Raw genomic sequence first — 18,560 nt, forward strand, 5'->3', positions numbered from 1 at the left:
TGGATGCGAATCAACGGGCGTCACGCTTTCAGCGTGCGATCCCACGGAAACAGCTTGCGGCCGAGCAACCCGAGCACGATGTCGGTGCCGAGGCCGATGATCCCGATCATCAGGATCGCCGCATACACGTTGTCGAAATGCTGGTAGCGCGCCTGCTGGCTGATGTACCACGTGATGCCCGAGCTCGTGCCGACGAGTTCGGCAACGATCAGGTAGGTCCACGCCCAGCCGAGCAGGATCCGCTGGTCGCGATACAGGTCCGGCAGCACGCCGGGAATCACGACGTGCGTGAGCAGCTTGAGCTTCTTCGTGCCGAGCGTCATCGCGGCCTCGAACAGCCCGTATTCGAGCTTGCGCGTCGTGTTCGCGACGATCAGCACCTGCTGGAACAGCGTCCCGATCACGATGATCGCGATCTTCGGCGCGTCGTAGATCCCGAGGATCGCGACCATCAGCGCGCCGAACGCCGGTGCGGGCAGGTAGCGGAAGAATTCCAGGAACGGCTCCTGCAGCCGCGCGAGCGCGCTGAAGGTGCCGCAGACGATGCCGAGCGGCACGCCGATCGCGGACGAGATCACGAAGCCCCAGAAGATGATCCGGATGCTGTGCCACAGGCTCTCGTGCAGCCATACGCCGTCTCGCGAGGCAGGCGGCGTCGTGAATGCCGTGTAGAACGCGCGCAGCACCTCGTGCGGCGCGGGCAGGTAGACCGGATTCGCGCGCACGCCTTCCGGCACGGCCGCGTGCGTTGCCCGCGCATGCGCGAGCTCGTCGTCGAACACGTCGCGGTCGATCTGCATGCCGGTCTGGAAATAGTCGACGCTGCCGGGATCCGTGATGCGCATCTGCGGATGCCAGACGAACGGCACATAACTGATCAGGCACCAGACGGCGAACGGCAGCAGGAAGGACGCGAGGCCGAGCGTCCATTTGCCGCGCGTCGTCAGCTCTCGGCGCACGGCCAGCCATCCGGTCGTGTTGCGGGTCATTGACATGGGAATCTCCGTATCGTTTCGGGTGCCGGCCGCGCGACGCCCACGGCATCGCGCGACCGGGCGTTCATTGCAGCGCGCTGCTCGCGGCGTGTGCGCGGTAAGCCCGCCAGCCGCCGAACCGCGTGATGTCCGTCGCATCGTCGAGCGCCGCGCTTTCGCACAGGAAGCCCTGCACGCGCGCGCCGTCCGCGAGCGTCAGCGTGCCGATGCCGAGCGGCGCCGCGATGCCCGCGACGAAGCTGCCGTACGCCGCGACCGGCATCTCCCAGATCTCGACGGCAATCGGCGCGCCGCCGTCCGGCACGCGCACGAGCCCCGGCTTGGCGACCCCGCCGCCGGATGCCGCGTCGGACAGTGCGTACAGCCGATAGGCAGCCGCCGTCGTCGTCGCGGCAACGAAGCGCGCGCCGCGCTGCGTGAGCTGCCCGTTCAACGGCTCGCCGCGCAGATGCGCACCGACGACGGCCACGCGCACCACGCCGGCGGGTGCGGCAGGCGCAACGATCGCCGGGGCCCGTGCGTCGCCGGCAGCCGGATCGCCGTCGCCCCACGCCTGGGCGAGATCGAGCAACCGCGCATCGTCGTGCGCGCGGCCGACGAACGTGATCCCGAACGGCAACCCCGCGTGCGGCCCGGTCGCGCAGAAACCGGCAGGCACCGCGATCGCCGACAGGTCGAGCAGGTTGACGAAGTTCGTGTAGTAGCCGAAGCGCGAATTGATGGCGATCGGATCGGCTTCGAGCGCATCGACGGTCGCGGTCGTGGCCGAGGTCGGCATCACGATCGCGTCGAGTCCGTTCCATGCGCGGGCAGCCTCGACGCGCAGCGTCGCGAGCCGGTCGAACGCGGCGAACGCGTCGGCCGCGCTGAAGCGCGACGCGCCGCCGACGATCGTGCGAATCACCGGATGCAGCGCCTCGGGTTCCCGCGCAGCGAACGCGCCGAGCGCGGCGAGCCGCTCGGCCACCCACGGCCCCTCGTAGAGCAGCCGTGCTGCGGCCAGGAACGGGCTGAAGTCGATCTCGACGATCCGCGCGCCGGTCGCCCGCAGGCGTTCGAGCGCCGCGTCCCATGCCGCGCGGTACGATGCGTCGCCGAAGAATTCGAGCTGGTCGGCACGCGGCACGCCGAAAGCCGACTGCGCGAGCGGCCGTGCCGCGTCCGCACGCAGCCCGTCGGCCGCCAGCAGCGGCTGCCACGCGCGCCCGTACGGATCGCCTTCGGTCGTGCCATGCGCGGCGGCGAACACCGACCGTACGTCGGCCGCCGAATGTGCGAACACCGACACGCAATCGAGCGACCGGCAGGCCGGCACCACACCGAGCGTACTCAGTACGCCGCGGGTCGGCTTGAGCCCGACGAGCCCGTGAAACGCGGCCGGCACGCGCCCGGAACCGGCCGTGTCGGTGCCCAGCGAGAACGTCGCGACGCCGAGCGCGACCGCCACCGCCGACCCGGAACTCGACCCGCCCGATGCGTAGCGCGGATCGAGCGCATTGCGGCACGCGCCGTACGGCGAGCGCTGCCCCGACAGCCCGGTCGCGAACTGGTCGAGATTGGTCTTGCCGACCGGAATCGCGCCGGCCGCGATCAGCCGCTCGACCACGGGCGCGCTGCGTGCCGGCGTGTACGCATACGCCGGACAGGCCGCTGTCGTCGGGATGCCGGCGAGGTCGATGTTGTCCTTGATCGCGAACGGCACGCCGTAAAGCGGCAACGACGCGATGTCGCGCCCGGCCAGCGCGTCCGCGTAGGCCGTCATCTCGGCCCGGGTCAGCGGCCGGATCCACGCGTGATGCGGATCGCCGGCGTCGAAATGCGCGGCGATCGCGTCGACGAGCGCATGCGGTGTCAGGTGGCCGGCCTCGTAGCGCGCCCGCAGCGCGGCCATCGAGCGAAGCCCGGGCAGGAGCGAGCGTGGCGTCGTGCTCATGCGACCTCCTCGGCGGCACCCGCCTTCAGCACCATCAGCCGCTGGCCGGCCACCACCGCCACGCCCGGTGCGCAATCGACCGTCTCGATCATGCCGTCTTCCGTTGCCGTCACCGCCACCTCCATCTTCATCGATTCGACGATCGCGACGACCTGCCCCTCGGTCACGCGCTCGCCGGGTTCCACCAGCACCTTCCACACGCTGCCCGACACGTCCGCGGCAATCGCGCGCTGCGTGTCGTCGAGCGCAGCCGCGTCGCGTGCCGCCTGCGCGTCACCCTGCTCCGCCTCGCCGACGTATTCCGCGTGCCCGGCCGCCCGCCACCGGTCGCGCTCGGCTTCGAAAGCGGTTTGCTGCGCGGCCTTGAACGTCGCGATCGATTCCGCCTCGTCGCGCAGGAAGCGGTTGTACGCGCCCAGGTCGAACACGGATTCCTCGATCCTCAGCGCCGCGCGGCCCGCGATGAAATCCGCGCGCAGTGCGATCAGCTCGGCCTCGCTGACTTCGTAGAAACGGATCTCGTCGAAGAAGCGCAGCAGCCACGGCTTGCCGGTTTCGAATTCATGCGTCGTGCGGTGACGGTTCCACATCTGGACGGTACGGCCGACGAACTGGTAGCCGCCGGGCCCTTCCATGCCGTACACGCACAGATACGCGCCGCCGATGCCGACCGCGTTCTCGGGCGTCCAGGTGCGCGCGGGGTTGTACTTCGTCGTCACGAGCCGGTGCCTCGGATCGATCGGCGTCGCGACCGGCGCGCCGAGGTAGACGTCGCCGAGCCCCATCACCAGATAGCGCGCATCGAACACGATGCGCTTCACGTCGTCGATGCTGGCCAGCCCGTTGATCCGCCGGATGAATTCGATATTGCTCGGGCACCACGGCGCGTCGGGCCGCACCGACTGCATGTAGCGCTCGATCGCGACGCGCGTCGACGGGTCGTCCCACGACAGCGGCAGGTGCACGATGCGATTCGGCACGCGCATGTCGGCCACGTCGGGCAGTTCGCGCTCGGCGGCCTGCAGATGCGCGAGCAGCGCGGCGAGCGGCAGCGTCCGCGCGTCGAACTGGATCTGCAGCGAACGGATCCCCGGCGTCAGGTCCAGCATGCCGGGCAGCCGGTGCGCGTCGAGCCAGCACATCAGCGCGTGCACGCGAAAGCGCAGGTTCAGGTCGAGCATCAGCGGCCCGTATTCGACCAGCACGTTGCGGTCGCCCGAGCGGCGGTAGACGACGCCGATGCCGCCGCCGGCCGACGGGTCGCGATGCAGCACGCAATCGTCCGGCGTGCCGGCCGTCGCCGCGGCATGGCCGGCCGGCACGCGGGCGCGCACGAACTGCACGGTATCGCCCGGGCGCAACTGCCCGAGCTTCCACAGCTCGTCGCGCACGACCGTCACCGGACACACGAAGCCGCCGAGGCTCGGACCGTCCGGGCCGAGGATCACGGGCATGTCGCCGGTGAAATCGACCGCGCCGATCGCATACGCGTTGTCGTGGATGTTCGACGGATGCAGGCCGGCCTCGCCGCCGTCCGCGCGCGCCCATTGCGGTTTCGGCCCGAGCAGCCGGACGCCGGTCCGGCTCGAGTTGTAGTGGACCGTCCACTGCGTGCCGTACAGCATCGCGATGTCGTCCGGCGTGAAGAAGTCCGGCGCGCCGTGCGGGCCGTCCAGCACGCCGAGCGTCCACGCGTGCGTCAAGGCGGGGATGTCGGCGTCGGCCAGCGTCGCGCCGGCATCGCCGCGCCCCGCGTCCGCATGCAGGTGCAGCACGTCGCCCTTGCGCAGCGCGCGCCCCGCGTGGCCGCCGAACTGGCCGAGCGTGAAGGTCGCCTTGCTGCCGAGATAGTCGGGCACCTGCAGCCCGCCTTTCACGGCCAGGCAGGCGCGCACGCCCGCGCCCGTCACGCCGCCGAGCTTCAGTACCGAACCGGGCCGCGCACGCAGCACCTGCCAGAACGGCGCGGGCTCGCCATCGAGCGCGGCCGCGAGCGGCGCGCCGCCGAGCACGAACAGCGTCGCGGTGTTGAAGCGCAGCGTCGCGCCGACCATCGTGAATTCCAGCCCGGCCGCGTCGCTTCCATTACCGAGCAGCGCGTTCGCCAGATCGAACGCGCGGTCGTCCATCGGACCGGACGGCGGCACGCCGACGCTCCAGTAGCCGACGCGCCCGGGCGCCTGCTGCACGGTGGTCTGCACGCCGCCGTCGAGCACGTCGATCGTATGCGGCGCGAACGCGAAGCGCGACAGGAACGCCGTCGTCGGCGCGCCGCGCGCGAACGTGTCCGAGCCGGCGATCGCGCGCAGGTAGTCGAGGTTGGTTTCGATCCCGTACAGCTCGGTGCGCGCCAGCGCGGCCTGCAGTGCGGCCAGCGCGTCGCGGCGCGTATCGCCGCGCACGATCAGCTTCGCGAGCAGCGGATCGTAATGCGCGCTGACCTCGGTCCCCGCTTCGATCCAGCCGTCGACGCGCACGTCGTCCGGAAAGGCGACGTGCGTGAGCAGGCCCGCGCTCGGCAGGAACTGCTTGTGCGGATCCTCCGCATAGAGCCGCACCTGGATGCTCGCGCCGCGCGGCTCCACGGCGAGCGTGTCGAGCGGGGGCAGGTCGCCTTCGGCCTGCAGGATCATCCATTCCACGAGATCGATGCCCGTGACCGCCTCGGTCACGCAATGCTCGACCTGCAGCCGCGTATTCACTTCGAGGAAATAGAACCGCCGCGTGCTCGCGTCGAACACGAATTCGACCGTGCCGGCCGATGCGTAGCTGACCGCGCGGGCGAGTCGCACCGCGCTCGCGTGCAGTGCGTCGCGCTCCGCATCGGTCAGGTCCGGCGCGGGCGTTTCCTCGATCACTTTCTGGTTGCGGCGCTGCACCGAGCAGTCGCGTTCGCCGAGCGCGATCGCCTCGCCGCGCCCGTCGCCGAAGATCTGCACTTCGATATGCCGCGCGTGTTCGACGAACTTCTCGAGATACACGCCCGCATGCGCGAAGTTCGCGTTGCCGAGCCGAACGACGGATTCGAAGGCGGCCTCGAGCTGCGCGGCGTCGCGGCACAGCGACATGCCGATCCCGCCGCCGCCGGCCGTGCTTTTCAGCATCACCGGATAGCCGATCTCGCCGGCTTCGGCGAGCGCGGTCGCCACGTCGTCGAGCAGGCCCGTGCCCGGCAGCAGCGCGACGCCCTGCGAGGCCGCGAGCTCGCGCGCGGTGTGCTTGAGGCCGAACGCGCGCATCTGGTCGCCGCGCGGCCCGATGAAGCGCAGGCCCGCCGCTTCGCAGGCATCGGCGAAGCCCGCATGCTCGGACAGGAAGCCGTAGCCGGGATGCACGGCCTGTGCACCGGTCTCGCGCGCGGCGGCGAGGATCGCCGCGACGTTCAGGTAGCTCTCCGCCGCCGGCGCGGGGCCGACCCGCACGGCTTCGTCGGCGAGCGTCACGTGGCGCGCATCGCGGTCGGCATCCGAGTAGATCGCGACCGACGCAATGCCGAGCCGTTTCAGCGTACGGATCACGCGGCACGCGATTTCGCCGCGGTTCGCGACGAGGACTTTGGCGAATCTCATGTTGCCTCCCGCTGAGCGGCGCCGGAGCAGCGCGTCAGCGCGCCCTCCGGTCCCATGCAAGGCAGGTGAGCGTGGCGGTCGTTCATGCCGCCTCCCAGATCGTGAGGCGCACGGGCGTCGGGTTGTAGCCGTTGCACGGGTTGTTGAGCTGCGGGCAGTTCGAGATCAGCACCGTGACGTCCATCTCCGCACGCATCTCGACGTACTTGCCGGGCGCGGAAATGCCGTCCTCGAACGTCAGCCGGCCGAGCGGCGTGACAGGCACGTTCATGAAGAAGTTGACGTTGCCGACGAGATCGCGCTTCGTGAGCCGCGCGCCCGCGCCGCACGTGCAGTGCGCGATCGCATTGAGGAAGCTGTCGCGGCAGTTGTGCATGTGACGCTTGTCGAGCGCATAGCGCACCGTGTTGCTCTCGGCCGCGCACGCGCCGCCGAGCGTGTCGTGGCGGCCGCAGGTGTCGGCAACGATCGTCGCCATCGGGTTGCCCCGGCTCGACAGCAGCACGCTGCCGGCGCTCAGGTACAGGTTGCGCTGCGCACGGATCGTGTCCTGTGCGCTGTAGCGCTCCTCCGGGTCGTCGGACCGGTAGAACAGCGTGTCGACGGCCTGGTTGCCTTCCAGGTCGAGGATGCGGAAGACCTGCCCGCGTTTCAGGTCGTGCAGCCACGGTTCGCCCGCGTTCAGCGTGACGTCGTGGATCGCGTCGCGCGTGTCGAGTTGGCTTTCGATGATCGGCATGGCCCGGCTCCTTACGCGAACAGGCGGTCGGTGTTGATGAAGCCGCGCGTGTTCTCGGCGCACGCGCGCCGGCACGGATCGTCTTCGGGCGCGGCGCCGTCCGCTGGATACGCGCGGTACGCGATCAGCTTCACCGGCTTCGGCGCATAGTCCGCGCGTGGATCGAGCGGATGCGGCGCGGTCGAGAATGCCGCGAGCGTATTCATCTCGAAGCGCAGGTCGACGGCACTGCCGGCCGTCGAATGCCCGGGGACGAAGTCGAGCGCGCCGTCGTCGCGCGTCTCGAGCTTGCTGAAGAAATTGACGTTCGCGACGAGGTCGCGCGCCGACAGCCCGTATTTCGCGAGTTCGAGCACGAGGCTGTCGCGGCCGTTGCGGATCATCGCGTTGCGATCGGCCTGATACGTCGTCGTCCCGTACTTGTGCGCGAACAGGCGCGCGTCGCCGACGCCGCCGAGCGGGTCGTGCCAGCCGAGCGTGTCGGCCGTGATCGACGCGATCACGCGCCCCATGTCCGTGTACAGCGCATGGCCGCGCGTGAGATGCGCGGTGTGCTGCGCCTTCAGCGTATCGGCCATGTTGTAGCGTTCGAGCGGATCTTCCTGGCGATGGAACACGGCGGACAGGTTCGCGCCGCCTTCGACATCGACGATGCGCAGCGCGAGGCCGCGGCGCAGGATGCCGGACCAGTGGGTTCCGGCGGGAATCAGCGTTTCCCACGCGACGTGCGGCGGTGGGGCGAGGACGGCTTGGGGGCTCGGCGACATGGCGGCTCCGTGGTCGGTTGGATAAAAGGCGTGAGAGGGCGACCGAACGACATCGCGACCTCCCGGGCTTTTATCCCTCCGTGGAGCCTCGCCGTTTCCTCGAATCGAGGCGAAGGCAAGACCGGATTGCTCTCGGACCAGGCATCGCACGGCGCGAACGCCGCACGACCGGAACCCTAGCGATCCTGAAGATGATGCAAATTGCTTCGCACCTCTCGGGCAACGATTAAGCGAGTTGCGTGCCAGCGTGGACGGAATGGCCGCACAACAAGGTGCGGCGGTGCGCGGACGCGCTGCGTGCACGACATTGCGGCGGCCGCTTGCCCGCGCCGCGGGCGTGCGGCGCACCAAGCGAACGCGATCCCGCACCGCTGCAGTGCGTGCCGCACGCGCAGGCACGGCACGATCCGCAGTGGCACGGGCATTGCGTCGACGGAGGCACCCTCACTCGATACGCCATCGTTCATGAACAAGCTCGACCTGCTCCGGCGCGTGCTGACCGCCCTCTTCTCCGCCCGCTTCATCGAGCTGCAGCGCGCCGCGCGTCGCCGCTGAACCGCTCTCTCCGCACGTCGTTGGCACGGTTCTCGCTCGGCATGACGCCGAGAGGTGCGGCGGCGTCGCATCTTAGGGGTGCTAGGGTTCCGGTTCATCGAACGTCTGGTCCGAGAGCAGCCCGGCACGTGTTTGCCCGATCGCGAGAGCGGGCGCGCACGCGCTACACGGCGGGACAAAAGCCCGGGAGATTGGCGATGGCAACGGCCGTCGCGCCTCTCCGTGGCCGTTTCGTTCGTTCCGCATCCGCAGGAACCGGCCACGCGGCCGGACCGTGCACAGGCATGGTCCGTTTCGACGATCCCGATCCCGGTCTCCTGGAGAAACACGATGACCCGTCCCGCCCCGGCGCTTCGCCGCCTGCTGTCCTTCCGTTCCCTCCGTCATGCACTCAGCGCCACCGCCACGGCCGCGACGCTGCTCGCGGCACCCGTCGCGCACGCGGCCGCGCCGCTGAAGATCGGCTATAGCGACTGGCCCGGCTGGGTCGCGTTCCAGGTCGCGCTCGACAAGGGCTGGTTCAAGGAGGCCGGCGTCGACGTCGATTTCGAATGGTTCGATTACTCGGCGTCGCTCGACGCGTTTTCCGCAGGCAAGCTCGACGCGGTCGCGGCCACCAACGGCGATGCGCTCGTGACGGGCGCGTCCGGTGCGAAGAACGTGATGATCCTGCTGACCGACTATTCCGCGGGCAACGACATGATCGTCGCGAAGCCGCCGCTGCGCAGCGTCGAGGCGCTGAAGGGCAAGAAGGTCGGCGTCGAGCTCGGCCTCGTCGATCACCTGCTGCTCGAAACCGCGCTGCAGAAGCACGGCCTGAAGGACGGCGACGTGACGCTGGTCAATGCGAAGACCAACGAGCTGCCGCAGGTGCTCGGCTCGTCGGCCGACATCGCCGCGGTCGCCGCCTGGCAGCCGAACGCGGGCGAGGCGCTGAAGCGCGCACCGGGCGCACGCGCGATCTTCACGTCGGCCGATGCACCGGGGCTGATCTACGACGCGATCACGGTCGCGCCCGCGAGCCTCGCCGCGCGCCGGGCCGACTGGGCCAAGGTGATCAAGGTCTGGTATCGCTGCGTCGCGTACATCAACGATCCGAAGACGCAGGCCGACGCGGTCAGAATCATGTCGGCCCGCGTCGGGCTCGCGCCCGAGCAATACCTGCCGCTGCTGAAGGGCACGCACCTGCTCGACGAGGCAGCCGCGAAGCGCGCGTTCCGCAAGGGCGACGGGCTCGATTCGATCTACGGCTCGACGCACAACGCGAATGCGTTCAACGTGCGCAACGGCGTGTACAAGCAGTCGCAGGACATCGACGCGTACATCGATCCGCGCCTGGTGGCGCCGCACTGACCGCCGCCCCATCCGGTGTCGCGGACAGCAGGCAAGAGGCGCTTGCCGCGACATCGCCCACCGCATGCACCGGCCGGCCGAACGACGGCCGGTTTCCCCTCTCCGCGATTCTGCCCGATTCCGCACAGGACCTTTCCAGTGCAACGCCTTAATCGACGGCCGCACGATCTCCAATAATGGCCGCTCGATCCGTCGGCCAGTCCGTCGACGCGACCCGCCCGCCATCGTGCCGGGCCAACGATAAAAAATCCTATGCATTCCTACCAGATGAACCAGCATGCCGGCGCACGCGTCGCGGGGACCGTCATTGCCGCATGCCTGACCGGCATCGCACCGGGCATCGCGCACGCACAGAGCAGCGTGACGCTGTACGGCCTGATCGATACCTCGATCACCTATGCGACCAACCAGCGCACGCACGGCGCGGGCTCGCCAGGCAGCGGCACCGTCGCGCTGACGAGCGGCGCGCTGAACGCGTCGCGCTGGGGGCTGCGCGGCCGCGAAGATCTCGGCGGCGGAATGGCCGCGGTCTTCGCGCTCGAGAACGGCTTCTCGGGCACGAACGGCAAGCTGTCGCAGAAAGGCGTCGACATGTTCGGCCGTCAGGCGTGGGTCGGCGTGAGCTCGAAGACCGCCGGCACGCTCACCTTCGGCCGCCAGTACGACCTGATCCTCGATTTCGTGACGCCGCTCGGGGCGTCCGGCCCCGGCTGGGGCGGCAATCTCGCGGTCCATCCATACGACAACGACGATTCGAACCGCAACATCCGCATCAACCATGCGGTGAAGTACACGAGCCCGACGGTTCGCGGGCTGACGTTCGGCGCGATGGTCGGCTTCTCGAACACGGCCGGCCAGTTCGCGAACAACGCGGCGTTGAGCGCGGGCGTGTCGTATGCGAACGGGCCGCTGAAGCTCGGCGCCGGCTACCTGAAGATCAGCCGCGACCGCAACTCGCCGAACCCGGACGGTGCGCTGAGCACGGTCGACGGCTCGGCGACGATCACGGGCGGCAACCAGCAGATCTGGGCCATGGCCGGCCGTTATGCGTTCGGCCCGCATTCGGTCGGCGCCGCATGGTCGCACTCGACCACCGACGGCGTGACGGGCGTGCTCCAGGGCGGCAACATCGCGCCGCTGAAGGGCGAATCGCTGGTCTTCGACAACTTCACGGTCGACGGGCGCTACTTCGTCACACGTGCATTGAGCGTCGCCGCCGCGTACACGTACACGATGGGCCGCTTCGACGCACGCACGGGCCAGACGCGCCCGAAATGGAACCAGGTCGTCGCGCAGGCCGACTACGCACTGTCGAAACGCACCGACGCGTATCTCGAAGGCGTTTACCAGAGCGTGAGCGGCGGCAACGGCATTCCGGCGTTCAATGCGACCGTCTGGACGCTGACGCCTTCGGCGAACAGCAACCAGGTGGTCGTCGCGCTGGGTCTGCGGCACAAGTTCTGACGACGCGCCGCGCGATCGTCGCGACTCGCCCCCATCAGGCCGCGCCCGTGCGCGGCCTTTTTGTCGTGGCAGCCCGGACCGCATGCCGCCGTCGGGAGCAAGAATGCCTGCCCGACTGTCGCGTCCGCGCAAAAAATGCGAAGAAACTGGTCGCGATGTGACATTTTTCCTAATCTGTTTGCAGCGACGCCGTATTTCGGCGCTCCGGACGCAACACTCTTTCATATGGCGCACCGCCGGCTTACGAACACGTATCACGTCGACGGAGCCGGACCTTTCGCGCCATTGCGGCCGGATACGCGCGTGCCGACGGCATGCGCCACGCTTTCAACGCAATCAACCGCTGGAGAAGAACGATGAGCAAAATGAACCGGTTTGCGGTCCTGGCAACCTTCGTACTACTGGCCGGTTGCCACAACGCGGCGAAAACGCCCGAGAACGCCGGCACGCCGCCGACGCCGTCGAGCGACGCCGTCGCAACGGTGACGGCCGACGATCTCGACAATCCGAACAGCCCGCTCGCGAAGCGCAGCATCTACTTCGACTTCGACCAGTACAGCGTGAAGCCCGAGTTCCAGTCGCTGCTGCAGGCGCACGCCGATTACCTGCGCAGCCATCCGGCACGGCATGTGCTGATCCAGGGCAACACCGACGAGCGCGGCACGTCCGAATACAACCTCGCGCTTGGCCAGCGCCGCTCGCAGGCGGTATTCAGCGCGCTCCAGACGCTCGGCGTGCCGGCGACGCAGCTCGAGGCCGTCAGTCTCGGCAAGGAAAAGCCGGTCGCGCTCGGTCATGACGAGGATGCGTGGGCGCAGAACCGTCGCGCCGATCTCGTCTATCGTTGATCTGCTGCCGCCGCGACGGCGGCGTCCGCATGAGGGAAAGCCACGCAGGCCGTTGACCGTCGTCACGGCCGCGCAGTGCCGTCCGGTCTGCCGGATCGTGTTCGCTCGCCGGTCAAGCGCCCGATGCGCGGCGCACCGCACTCAGCGCCGGCGTTCGAGCCGCCGATGCAGCCAGTGCGACAGTACCGCGGACGCCACGATTGCATCGAGCGTTGCGATCGCGTTGATGTCGCCCACCTTGTCCGCCTTGATCATCCAGGCGACGAGCAGCACGTAGCCGATCATCGTGCCGGCGCCCACGACCATGCCCAGCAACACGAACCAGCGCCGCCGGATGCGCGTGCCGATCGCGCCCAGGATGCCGCCGGTCACCATCGCGGGCAGGAAATAGCCGAACAGAAACGACGCAAAGAAGATCAGCGGCACCATGCCTGCGCTGACTTTCAGCACGTCCCATGACGGGCCGTCGATCAACGTCCATGCGATCAGCATCACCGCCGGCCAGACGAGCGACGCGACCAGCGGGCCGCCGATGGCGAACGTCAGGCAGCCGAACACGGCACGACGGGACAGGCGCGAAGAATGGCGCTCCGGGCGAGCGACGGTAGTACTCATTTTTCTGTAGTCGGAATCGGAATGGCGGCGTGCCGGAGTGTACCAAGTCGCCGCGCCATGCCTCGATTGCGGCCCCTTCGCGCACGGCGATACGCAAAAAGCATGGAATAAACGTCCGGCCCGCTGCGTTTCGTCATCGCGCAGTCGCACGGTTCATACGAACCGCCTTTTCCTGTGACCTGCGCGTTGCGAGGAGATTGCAATGAAATCGGCAACGTTGGCCGCGGCGCTGATCGCGGCACTGGTGCTCGCGCTGACGGCGGGATGTTCGTCGTCCGGCAGCGGCGTGTCGCAAGGGCCGGGCATGAGCCGGTACGGCGGCGGCGCGGGAGGCAGCGGCGGCAGTGGCGGAGGGGGCGGCGGCTACTGAAGCGCCACCGAAAGAGCGGCGCGGTGCATCGCGCGCAAGCGCCGGAAACCGGCTGCCTCGCGCACGACGCCCCGCCCCGCGGCACGACTTAACGCATCGCCTTCACGTCGGCCGGCGTGACGTTCGCGGGCTGGCCGCCCCACGTCGCGCGCAGGTAGTTCGAGAGTTGCGCAAGCTCGTCGTCGCTCAGCGTGTGCGCGAAGCCCGGCATCGGCTGCAGGTTCTCGAAACCGGCGAACTTCTGCTCGCCGATGCCGTCGAGCATCGCGACCAGCAGGTTGCGCGGATCGCCCTGACGGACCGTCGAGTTGCCGTTCATCGGCACGGCCACGTGCGGCTTGCCTTCGCCGTTGAAGCCGTGACAGCCCGCGCAGACCGCGAGATACACCGACCGGCCGGCCGCGAGCTGCGCGGCATCGGCCGGCACCGGCTTCACCGGTTGCGGCGCGGGCGGCGTGTCGCCGAGCAGGTATACCGACAGCGCGCGCAGGTCGTCCTTCGCCAGGTATTGCGTGCTCAGGTGCACGACCGGATACATCTCGCCGAACGCCGAGCCTTGCGGCGCGATGCCGACGCCGAAGAACGCCTGCAGGTCGGTGCCCGTCCAGCCGCGCGCGGCGAGACCTGCCGGCGTGATGTCGGGCGCCGCCACGCGGCCGAGCGCGGCACCGGCGAACGGCTTCGCCCCGTCGAGCTGGCCCGTGAATGCGCGCGGCGTGTGGCATTCCGCGCAGTGGCCGAGCGCGCCCGCGAGATAGCGGCCGCGCTGCCAGTCGGCGGATTGCCCGGCCGACGCATCCGGCAGGCTGTCTTTCAGGAACACCATGTCCCAGAACACCATGCCGAAGCGCAGGTTGTACGGGAACTTCAGGTCGTGCGCGCGGTTTTCCTGTGCGACGGGCTTGACCGTCATCAGGTACGCGTACATCGCGTCGGCGTCGGCACGCGTGAGCTGCCGGTACGACGTGTACGGCATCGACGGATACAGGCGCTTGCCCGGCGCCTTGCCGTCGTGCAGCGCGGCGTAGAAATCGTCCGCGCTCCAGCTGCCAATCCCGTGATCCTTGTCGGGCGTGATGTTCGAACCGTAGAACGTGCCGAACGGCGATTCGAGCGCCGCGCCGCCGGCGAACGGCGCGCCGTCCTTCGCGGTGTGGCACGCCGCGCAGTCGGCGGCCTTGACGAGATAGCGGCCGCGCGCGACCTGGTCGGCGCCGGGCGCGCCGGAAGCCGCGTTCGAGGCCGGCGCGTCGTGGCCGCCGCACGCGGCGAGCAGCAGCGCGCAGGCCGCGGCGAGCGCGGGCAGGCCCGCAGCCCGCGCGACACGATGAGCGAGTGTGCGCTTCATGCGGACTCCTTCACGAGTCCCGGCGTCGTCAAGATCACGTCCTTCACGGCTGCGTAGTAACGGACATAGCCCGTGCAGCGGCAGAGGTGCGCGTCGAGCGCCTCGGTGATCGTGCGTTCGACGTCGGCCTTCGCGACCGGCTCGCGCTTCAGGCGTTCGATCAGCACGGTCGCCGCGTTGACGAAGCCCGGCGTGCAGTAGCCGCACTGGAAGCTGAAGTGCTCGAGGAACTTCTGCTGGATCGGCGACAGCTCGACCACTTCGCCGGCTTCGTTGCGCTTCGCGTGGCCTTCGATCGTGCGGATCGAACGGCCGTGGAAGAAGTGCGCGCCGGTGATGCAGGTGCGCATTTCCTCGCTCGTGCCGTCCGGCTTGTCGACGATCACGACGCACGCGTGGCAGACGCCCTGCCCGCAGCCGAGCCGCGAACCGGTGAGGCCTGCGTACTCGTGCAGGAACTCGATCATCATCAGCCCTTCCGGCACCTGCATCGGGCCGACGGACTTGCCGTTGATGTTCACCGACAGCGGCTTCTGCTGGAACCGGACGAGCGGACGTTCGACGGCGGCCGGCGCCGGTGCGGCCGGCGCGGAAGGAACGGATGCCGGTGCGGCCGAAGCTGCCGCCGGCGCGGAAGCGCCGGTCGCAGCCGCGTTGGCGCTCGCGGCCGAAGCCGCGGTTTGGGCGGTCGTCATGCGAGCACCTCCTGGATCTTTTGCGGGGTCACCGGCAAATCGGTGAAACGATGGCCGATCGCATGCGCGATGCCGTTCACGATCGCGCCGACGACGGGGATCATCACCACTTCGGCGACGCCCTTCGGCGGATCGGTCTCGGACAGCGGCGGCAGCACGTCGCCCGTCTGCGTCCACACGGCGACGTCGGACGCGCGCGGCAGCTGGTAGCGGTTGAAGTTCCACGTGCCGTTGCCGGGGCCGTCCTCGTAGAGCGGCAGGTACTCGTGCAGCGCATGGCCGATGCCCATCGCGAGGCCGCCCTGCAACTGGCCCGACACGAGCTGCGGCGAAATCTGGTTGCCGCACTCCATGATCGAGTGGTGCGTCAGCAGTTCGACCTTGCCGGTCGCTTCGTGCACGGCCAGCTCGACGAGCGTGCCGACCGCCGTGTAGTACGTGACGGCCGCGTTGTTGCGGCTCGTCGGCGGGATGAACACACGCTTGCGGTCCAGCACGCGGTAGCCGTTCGCGGTCGGCGCCAGCGTGCCGTGCATCGCGGTCGCGCCGGCCGGCGCGGCGGTGCCCGGCACCGGGCCGTCGTCGGCGCCCGTCTTCGGCGCGCCGATGCGCAGCGACAGCCCGTCGATCGGCAGACGTTCGACCGTGCCGCCCACGTCGAACTCGGCGTCGGTCCACTGCCAGCGATTGAACACGTGCACGACGGCGCCGGTCGGCAGGCCGAGCGCATGCGCCTGCTTCGCGAGCTGTTCGAACGTCAGCGGCTCGAGGCCGTCGGCCGTCAGCTTGCCGTCGACCCAGCGCGCATCCTCGATGCGGATCGCGTACGGCGCGGCCTGGCCGCCGCCGAGGCCGCGCGTCCAGATCGACATCGCGGCCGGCCACAGGCCGTAGTGGAATACCGCCCGTGCGGCTTCGCGCGTGCTGTGCGTGAAGTAGTACGCGGAGTTCGTCGCGCTCGACGGCGACGCATAGCCCGGCGACCAGCGCGGGTTCGCACTCAGGCGATCCTGGTCGGCCTGCGACATCAGGTACGGGTCGCCGCTCGTCTCGACCGGCAGGTCGGGCCATTCGGTCACGGCCACGCGCACTTCCGTTGCCGGACGGCCCAGCCATTTCGCGACCGCGACGGCCTGCGACGTCGACATCCCGGTGCCGATCTCGGCAGCCGTGTGCTGCAGCGACACCTTGCCGTTCTCGTCGAACTCGACCTTCGCGAACGACGCTTCCGCGCCCGTGCCGAAATCCTTCTGCACGCAAGCGAAGCCGACGCCGTAGCGCTTGCCCGGGTTCGCGGCCTCGAATTCGGCCTTGCGCGCGACACGATGCGTCCACAGCGGATGCTGCTTCGCGCGCTCCAGCACCTCGTCGACGCGCAGCGCGCCGGCGGGAATCGCACCCTGCGTGTTCTTCATCCCCGAACGCAGCGCGTTGCGCAGACGGAAATCGATCGGATCGATGTTCAGCTGCGCGGCGATCTCGTCGATCGCCATCTCGGTCGCAGCCATGCTCTGCAGCGTGCCGTAGCCGCGTGCCGAACCGGCGTCGATCGCGCGCGACGCGATCGCGACCGCGGCCAGGTCGCTCTTCGGGAAGTAGTAGATCGATTGCGCGGCCGTGGCGCCGACCATCGCGACCGACGGCGAGAAGTTCGAGCGGCCGCCGCCGTTCGCCTCGAAGTCGCCCTTGAACGACTGCAGCAGGCCCGTGTTGCGGTCGACCGCGATCCGGTAGTGCATCTTGAACGCGTGGCGCTTCAGCGACGTCTGGAACTGCTCGTAGCGGTCGTTCGCGAAACGTACCGGACGGCCGTCCGCGTACAGCGCGCAGACGAGGCCGTAGAACGGCACGTTGAAGTGATCCTTCGAGCCGTAGCCGACCGTGTAGCACGGATGCACGAACAGCTTCTTCACCGGGAAGCGGCATTTCGCGACCATCGCGGCCGCGTTCTCCGACACTTCGAGCGGCGACTGCGTCGGCACCACGAGGTGCAGCGACTGCGTCGCGGCGTCGTACCAGCAGTTCGCGTTGTCGGGTTCGAGTGCGGCCGTATCGACCGACTGCGTGTTGTATTCGCGATCGAACACGAGCCAGTCGGCCGACGGATGGTCGAGCTCGCTGGCGATCTGCCCGGCCAGGAACATGCCCTGCTCGTCGAGCTTGCCGTGCTCCTTGCCGTCCGGCCAGACCGGCAGGTGCTTGCGCATCATGCTCGGGAAGATCGGCGCGTCCTTCAGGCTCGAATAGACGTCGTCGTCATAGGCCGTCTTGCCGCCCACGCGCACGTAGCGGAAGGTGCCCCACGGGTCGCGCTCGAGCGGGCCCGTGACCGCGCCGTAGCGGATCACGTCGTCGCGGAACTTGAGCGCGTTCTTCGCGAAGCGGAAGCGCGCGAAGTCGTGATAGATCAGGATCGCAACCGCATGGCCGAGATACGCGGGCGTCTTGCCGGCCGGCAACAGCATGTCGTCGCCGTAGAACGTCGGGAACGCGACGCCGTCGCGCGCGAGATCGTCGGCCGTGACCACGCGGTCCGGCTTCAGGTCGTCGCCGAGTAGCGACAGGTCGAAGCCTTCGTACGTGCGATCGGCCTGCGTGACGCGCAGGATCAGCGCATGCGACTGCTGCTGCGGCCAGTGCGGCATGTCGGCGGCACGCACGTCGCGGGCGAACACTTTCGAGCCCGTGACCTTCGCTATGCCGTCGATGCGGGATTGGGGGATGCCGGTGACGCTATCCCATTTGACAGGGGTGAGGAGTTTTTCTTCGAAGAGCGCCGCGAATGCGCGGCTGCCCAGGGGCGCGACATACACCGCGACGCCCGCCAGCACGCTGGCTTTCAGAAAACCCCGCCGTGACAGGCCGTGGTTTTTCATTGGGGGGGAACCTCCTGATGCGGCTCGGACGGCGATCGGGTGTCGCGACGTTCGGAGCGGCGCGCATTCTGGCATTGTTTTAGATATATCGCCTATAGTATTTCTCGCATGAAATACTTATTGAATTCCTTATAACGGGATTCAGCCGGCCTGCGGCGGGCGGTCGCAGGATGAACATCGTCTGGTTTACCCCGGTTCGCTCCGGCCCGGGACGTATCGACGGCATGCGGCAAGCATGTGCGCCATGCATCGCGGCCGGTCTCCGGTCGGCCACCGTGCATCGTCCCGTTCGCAACGATGCTGCCCTCGCGCCGATGGATGCGCAAGCCTTTCGCCGGCGTGGTTGACGACCAGCGGCCGGCTCGGCATCGGGTCCTCCCGCCCTGCCGCGCCGTCCATCTTTCATGGTAATGTCGTGCGCATCCGGCCGGGC

The 18,560-nt window shown here is 68.8% G+C and carries 13 protein-coding genes and 2 riboswitches; of the genes, 4 read left to right on the forward strand and 9 right to left on the reverse strand.

Annotation, left to right across the window (positions count from 1 at the left end):
• Positions 1-20: 20 nt before the first annotated feature.
• From U5798_RS28480 to U5798_RS28500, 5 genes are all read right to left on the reverse strand, one after another.
• Entirely contained in the window at positions 21-995 is a 975-nt protein-coding gene (locus U5798_RS28480; protein WP_322083886.1) for an ABC transporter permease, read from the reverse strand.
• A gap of 64 nt (positions 996-1,059) precedes the next feature.
• Complete coding sequence (atzF, locus tag U5798_RS28485) at positions 1,060-2,928, reverse strand: allophanate hydrolase (protein WP_322083887.1); 1,869 nt, start codon at positions 2,926-2,928, stop codon at positions 1,060-1,062.
• A complete protein-coding gene (gene uca / locus U5798_RS28490) occupies positions 2,925-6,497 on the reverse strand; it encodes an urea carboxylase (protein WP_322083888.1) in 3,573 nt (1,190 codons plus the stop codon). Before uca ends, atzF begins: the two co-directional genes overlap by 4 nt.
• 82 nt (positions 6,498-6,579) lie before the next feature.
• Positions 6,580-7,236 carry an urea amidolyase associated protein UAAP2 gene (locus U5798_RS28495; protein ID WP_322083889.1) on the reverse strand — a complete coding sequence of 219 codons (657 nt, stop codon included), beginning with the start codon at positions 7,234-7,236 and terminating at the stop codon, positions 6,580-6,582.
• Between the two features lie 11 nt (positions 7,237-7,247).
• Positions 7,248-8,003, reverse strand: a complete 756-nt coding sequence (locus U5798_RS28500; RefSeq protein WP_322083890.1) for an urea amidolyase associated protein UAAP1 — start codon at positions 8,001-8,003, stop codon at positions 7,248-7,250.
• 57 nt (positions 8,004-8,060) lie between these two features.
• A riboswitch (guanidine-I (ykkC/yxkD leader) is annotated at positions 8,061-8,194 on the reverse strand.
• A gap of 434 nt (positions 8,195-8,628) precedes the next feature.
• A riboswitch (guanidine-I (ykkC/yxkD leader) is annotated at positions 8,629-8,750 on the forward strand.
• Positions 8,751-8,888: 138 nt separating this feature from the next.
• Here U5798_RS28500 and U5798_RS28505 point away from each other — a divergent pair.
• From U5798_RS28505 to pal, 3 genes are all read left to right on the forward strand, one after another.
• Positions 8,889-9,911, forward strand: coding sequence for an ABC transporter substrate-binding protein (locus tag U5798_RS28505; protein ID WP_322083891.1), 1,023 nt, complete (start codon positions 8,889-8,891; stop codon positions 9,909-9,911).
• A 252-nt stretch (positions 9,912-10,163) separates the two neighbouring features.
• Positions 10,164-11,375, forward strand: a complete 1,212-nt coding sequence (locus U5798_RS28510; protein WP_322083892.1) for a porin — start codon at positions 10,164-10,166, stop codon at positions 11,373-11,375.
• A 356-nt stretch (positions 11,376-11,731) separates the two neighbouring features.
• Positions 11,732-12,223 (forward strand): peptidoglycan-associated lipoprotein Pal, encoded by a 492-nt coding sequence (gene pal / locus U5798_RS28515; RefSeq protein ID WP_322083893.1) that lies wholly within the window; start codon positions 11,732-11,734, stop codon positions 12,221-12,223.
• A gap of 141 nt (positions 12,224-12,364) precedes the next feature.
• On the opposite strand, the gene U5798_RS28520 is transcribed toward pal, so the two are convergent.
• Positions 12,365-12,838, reverse strand: coding sequence for a hypothetical protein (locus tag U5798_RS28520; RefSeq protein WP_322083894.1), 474 nt, complete (start codon positions 12,836-12,838; stop codon positions 12,365-12,367).
• A 202-nt stretch (positions 12,839-13,040) separates the two neighbouring features.
• Between U5798_RS28520 and U5798_RS28525 the strand changes: the two genes are divergently transcribed.
• Positions 13,041-13,208, forward strand: coding sequence for a hypothetical protein (locus U5798_RS28525; RefSeq protein WP_322083895.1), 168 nt, complete (start codon positions 13,041-13,043; stop codon positions 13,206-13,208).
• Positions 13,209-13,296: 88 nt separating this feature from the next.
• On the opposite strand, the gene U5798_RS28530 is transcribed toward U5798_RS28525, so the two are convergent.
• Genes U5798_RS28530 through U5798_RS28540 form a run of 3 tightly spaced genes read right to left on the reverse strand, consistent with a single transcriptional unit; the run spans position 13,297 to position 18,127 of the window.
• Positions 13,297-14,556, reverse strand: coding sequence for a cytochrome c (locus U5798_RS28530; RefSeq protein WP_322083896.1), 1,260 nt, complete (start codon positions 14,554-14,556; stop codon positions 13,297-13,299).
• Positions 14,553-15,251: a (2Fe-2S)-binding protein gene (locus U5798_RS28535; protein WP_322083897.1), complete on the reverse strand. Its 699-nt coding sequence runs from the start codon at positions 15,249-15,251 to the stop codon at positions 14,553-14,555. The genes U5798_RS28530 and U5798_RS28535 overlap by 4 nt, the downstream gene beginning before the upstream one ends.
• Complete coding sequence (locus U5798_RS28540) at positions 15,248-18,127, reverse strand: xanthine dehydrogenase family protein molybdopterin-binding subunit (RefSeq protein ID WP_322083898.1); 2,880 nt, start codon at positions 18,125-18,127, stop codon at positions 15,248-15,250. Before U5798_RS28540 ends, U5798_RS28535 begins: the two co-directional genes overlap by 4 nt.
• Positions 18,128-18,560: the final 433 nt, after the last annotated feature.

Source organism: Burkholderia sp. BCC1972 (genome assembly GCF_905339605.1).
Classification (GTDB): domain Bacteria; phylum Pseudomonadota; class Gammaproteobacteria; order Burkholderiales; family Burkholderiaceae; genus Burkholderia.